Origin of the sequence: Streptomyces sp. NPDC059851, from assembly GCF_042732005.1 — a bacterium.
Lineage (GTDB): Bacteria > Actinomycetota > Actinomycetes > Streptomycetales > Streptomycetaceae > Streptomyces.
The window spans coordinates 1-4,208 of record NZ_JBHWJJ010000262.1 but is presented as its reverse complement, the minus strand read 5'-3'; the positions used below and the strand labels follow the sequence as shown (position 1 = coordinate 4,208).

Below are 4,208 nucleotides of genomic sequence, written 5' to 3'. Positions count from 1 at the left end.
GCCCCACCGACACCGGCCCCGGACCCGACCGGGCCCCCGGCCCCCGGCCGGTCGCCGTCCCGGCGGACATCCGCAGCCTGCTGCGCGCGTTCGCCGAGGTACGGATAGCCGGGATGCCGCCGCTGCGCCTCGCCCCCGGCGAGCCGTGGCAGGAGCCCGACCCCGAACTGCACCGCATGCTCGGTGGGGACGGCACGTACTGGCCGCTGGCACGCGTGAGCCTCGGCAACCACAGCGTCTCGCTCGCCCACGTGCGGATCGACCCCGAATCGGGGGAGTGGGGGCACGTGTTCTCCGTCTCCGCCGCGCCCGACCGGCTGGGAGACGAACCCGAACTCGTCCTGCTGGCCGAGTCGCTGCCGGCGCTGTTGCTGAAGGTCGCCGCCATCGCCGCGGACGCGGCCGGGCGGGCCGCACACACCGGCGCCGACCCGGCCGCCCTGATCCGCTCCGCCACGACCTGGCTCACCCCGAACACCGGCGAGCCGTGGACCCGTCCCGTCCCCGTGGAGGAGTGGGCGGACGAACAGGACGCGCTGCGCGCGCGGGCCGCCGCCTTCCCGCCCGGCAGCCACGCCGCCGACCTGCGCGACTCCCCGGTGCCGACGGACCTGTGCTTCTACCGCGTGTGGTCGTGGACCACGGGACACCGCCTCGACCGCCTGCACTTCCTGGACGGCGGACGGGTCGTGGTCGCGGCCGCCCGCGCCGCGGACGCGTAGCCCCGGCGGCCTGCCGCAGCGCGCACCGCCGGGAACCGGCCCGCTACTCAGCCGGACCTGAGTACGTCCGCTCATGATCCGGTGACCAGGGCCGTCCTACGGTGGCGCCATGACGGCGAACCCCCTGAACCCCGCAGATCCCGCGAATTCCCCGAACTCCCCGAACCCCGCGAACTCCCCGAGTCTCCCCGCCCCCGCCACGCCGGCACCGGGATGGCTCAAGGGCTGCGGGATCGTACTGGCCGTCCTGGCCGTCCTGGCCTGCCTGGGACTCGCCGCACTGCACGAGTTGGAGCGGGGGCTCGACGGATACGGGCAGCTGGAGGAGACCGACGGCGCCGACGGCGGTGTCGCCGATCCCCTCGCAGCGGGTCGCACCGCCCGGTACGAGGACGGCCTCAAGGTCACCGTCAGCGCGCCCCGCCCCGCAGCCGACGGGAGCCACCACTTCACCGTGACGTACCGGAACGGCACGGACGAGGAGCAGCACATCGGCGGCGACTCCGCCAAGGCCGCCGTCTCCACGTACGGGTCGGCGCCCCTCGTCGTGCGCGCCGGACGCTCCCTGGACGACTACGCCACCGACGGCGTGGAGTGGTCCAATGTTGACGAGTCCGCCGCGGCCCTGCTGCCGCCGCTGGCCGAGGACGGCAAGCGCACCGTGCCCGTTCGGGTCAAGGGCGGCCGGAAGGGCATGACCGTCACCGTCGAGGTCCGTCCCCCGGACAAGGGCTACCGCGAGGCGGCCTACTGGCAGTTCACCCTGGACTGACCCCCACCACCCCGCACCGCCCGTCCCGCACCGCCGATCCCGCACCGCCGATCCCGCACCGCCCCGACGATTCCCCGCGGCCCCCGCGGCCCCCGCGGCCCCCGCGGCCACCGCGGTCATGACGCGGTCCGGGCCCGCACCTGCTCCGCCGTCAGGTAGGCGTCGGTCTGCTCGAACTCCCGCAGCGTGGCCGGTCGCCACTCCTGGAAGCCGGTCCGCACGAAGTCGTCGCCGGCGACCGCGTTGAGCAGCCAGTTCGTCAGGACACGCGTCTTCGCGACGTTCGTGCGGAGCGCCGCCCAGTGGTAGCCGCGGGTCACCAGCTGCGCGGGCAGCCCGTGCAGGGGCACTCCCAGGGGCTTCGACACGGCGTCTGCCCCGCCGAGGTCCACGACGAGGCCCAGGTCCCGGTGCCGGTACGGGCGCAGCGGCTGCCCGCGCAGGGTGGCGATCAGGTTGTCGGCCACCGTACGGCCCTGCCGCGAGGCGTGCTGCGCGGTGGGCGGGCAGACGGCGCCCCCGGCGTCCTGCACGAGGTCGGGCACGGCGGCGGCGTCGCCGAGCGCGAACACGCCCGGCGCCCCCGGTACGGTCATCTCGGCGTTCACGACGAGCCGCCCCCGCTCGGTGGGCGTGCCGAGGGTGGCCACCAGCGGGCTCGCCGCGACGCCGGCCGTCCAGATCAGCGTACGGGTGGGCAGTACGCGCCCGTCGGTCAGCGTCACCTCCGTGGCGCCGGCCTTGGCGACGCTCACCCCGAGGGAGACCTCGATGCCGCGGCGGCGCAGCACGTCCAGCGCGGCGCGCCCCAGTGCTTCGCCGAGTTCCGGCATCAGCCGTGGTGCCAGGTCCACCAGGTGCCAGCTGATCTGCCGGGCGTCCAGGCGGGGGTAGCGCTCCACCGCGTGCGTGGTCAGCCGCTGCAGACAGGCGGCCGTCTCGGTGCCGGCGTACCCGCCGCCCACCACGACGAAGCGCAGCCGGGCGTCCCGGTCGGCAGGGTCGCCGCACGCGTCCGCCAGGTCGAGCTGCGCGATGACGTGGTCGCGCAGGTACGCGGCCTCGGCGAGGGTCTTCATGCCCCGCGCGTGCTCGGACAGCCCTGGGATGTCGAAGGTCCGGGTGACGCTCCCGGGCGCCAGGACCAGGTGGTCGTACGGCTGGTCCGTGAGCTCCCCGTTGATCGTGCGCACGACGCACACCTTCGCCGCGGGGTCCACGCCGACCGCGGTGCCGGGCAGGATGCGGGTGCGGTGGCGCTCGCTGCGCCGCAGCGACACGGCCACCGACTGCGGTGTGAGCACCCCCGACGCCACCTGCGGCAGCAGCGGTAGGTACAGCTGGTAGGAGTTCGGGGTGACGACCGTGATGTCCGCCTCCCCGGGGGCGAGCCGGCGCTCCAGCCGGCGGACGCACTCGACGCCGGCGAAGCCGGCACCGACCACGAGGATCCTCGGTCGAGCCATGGTGTCTTCCCTTCAGGAGGTCGTACGGTTCGTGCGGTCTCCGAAGCCCCTGCCCGCAAAGCCGCGCCGTGCACGTCGGGTGTTCAGATGCCGATGTTGGCCAGGTTGACGCCGACGGTCCGCAGAGCGGCGGACAGGGACGGGTGCCTGGCGTCGAAGCGCAGTGCGGCGTCCTCCAGCGACTCGACCAGCCCCGGGTCGTCCGCGGCCCCGTCCCGTTCGGCCCTGGCCAGGAGCAGGCGCAGCTCCTCGCATTCCGCGGGGGTGAGCCCGCGGTCCCCGGTCGCCGCGAGCCGCGAGCGCAGCGCCTCCAGGTGGTCGTCCGCCGGCCGGTTCGGCATGGTGCCTCCTCATCGATCGCCGCCCGCACCGGAGGCTTGCCCTCCGGGGCGTGTACCGTCCGGTTGCCCCGTCCGCGCGGCCGTACGCGCCCCCGGGCCGGCGGGCTGGCCCCGTCACGGTCGTCACGGCCGCGACCCGCAGCAGGCCGCGCGTCTGCGGCAGCATGACCGGCAGCAGCACGCAGTGCGCGCAGGGACGCCCCGGCCCGATGCGGGCCGCCAGCAGCTCCGCGACCTCCTCGCCCCGCCCCAGCCCGATGCCGACTTCGACCAGGGGAGCGGCGAGGTACCCGTCCGCAAGATGCGGCAGGAGCAGCGCGTACGCCTCCTCACCCCGCCCCTGCCGGGCCAGCAGCCGGGCCAGGTCGTGCAGGGCGCCCCGCTCCCCGTCCACGGCGAACGCGCGGACCAGGTCGACGGCTTCGCCGCCGCGGCCGCCCGCATCCAGCAGCCGGGCGGCCTCCCCCGCCGCCGTCCACCACCCGGTGCCCACGTACGGGGCGAGCACCGCGAGAGCACCGTCCAGTTCGCCGCGGCCTGCGAGGCGGCGCGCCCAGGCGCGTTGCGCAGAACCAGTCGCCGTCCTCCGCCGTGGCCAGGTCGCGCTCACGTCGGCGCGGCCGAGCGCGAGGAGGCGGTCGACGAGCACCGGCGGCACGCACTCCTCGTGCATGCGGGTCCGGCGGTCGAGTACGGCGGCATCCATGTCCGCACCCCAACCGCGCGGGTGGCGGGCGCAGCGGGAAGGGTTCGGGCGGCTGCCGTCGGGATTCCGCGGGCCCGGGGACGGCGGTCCGAGCGCCGTGGCCGGGGGCTTGCCGGGGTCCGGCCCGCGCCCGGCCGGGGAGGAGGCCGGGGCGCGGTGAAGCCCGGGTGCCGTGCGGATCCCGTTCGGCAGCCAGGTGTC

5 protein-coding genes are annotated in these 4,208 nt (G+C 75.8%); 3 read left to right on the top strand and 2 right to left on the bottom strand.

What is annotated here, in order from left to right; translation table 11 throughout:
- The coding region (locus ACFV7Q_RS38420; protein WP_385435597.1) for a hypothetical protein at nt 1–722 on the top strand (722 nt) is incomplete at its 5' end.
- Between the two features lie 109 nt (nt 723–831).
- On the top strand, nt 832–1,494 hold the full coding sequence (locus ACFV7Q_RS38415; protein ID WP_385435596.1) for a hypothetical protein: 663 nt from the start codon (nt 832–834) through the stop codon (nt 1,492–1,494).
- A 116-nt stretch (nt 1,495–1,610) separates the two neighbouring features.
- On the opposite strand, the gene ACFV7Q_RS38410 is transcribed toward ACFV7Q_RS38415, so the two are convergent.
- Both ACFV7Q_RS38410 and ACFV7Q_RS38405 read right to left on the bottom strand, forming a co-directional pair.
- Nucleotides 1,611–2,960 (bottom strand): NAD(P)/FAD-dependent oxidoreductase, encoded by a 1,350-nt coding sequence (locus ACFV7Q_RS38410; protein WP_385435595.1) that lies wholly within the window; start codon nt 2,958–2,960, stop codon nt 1,611–1,613.
- An 83-nt stretch (nt 2,961–3,043) separates the two neighbouring features.
- Complete coding sequence (locus tag ACFV7Q_RS38405; protein WP_385435594.1) at nt 3,044–3,301, bottom strand: DUF4404 family protein; 258 nt, start codon at nt 3,299–3,301, stop codon at nt 3,044–3,046.
- 184 nt (nt 3,302–3,485) lie between these two features.
- On the opposite strand from ACFV7Q_RS38405, the gene ACFV7Q_RS38400 reads away from it, so the two are divergent.
- A partial coding sequence (locus ACFV7Q_RS38400; protein ID WP_385435593.1) for a hypothetical protein occupies nt 3,486–4,208 on the top strand: 723 nt, incomplete at its 3' end.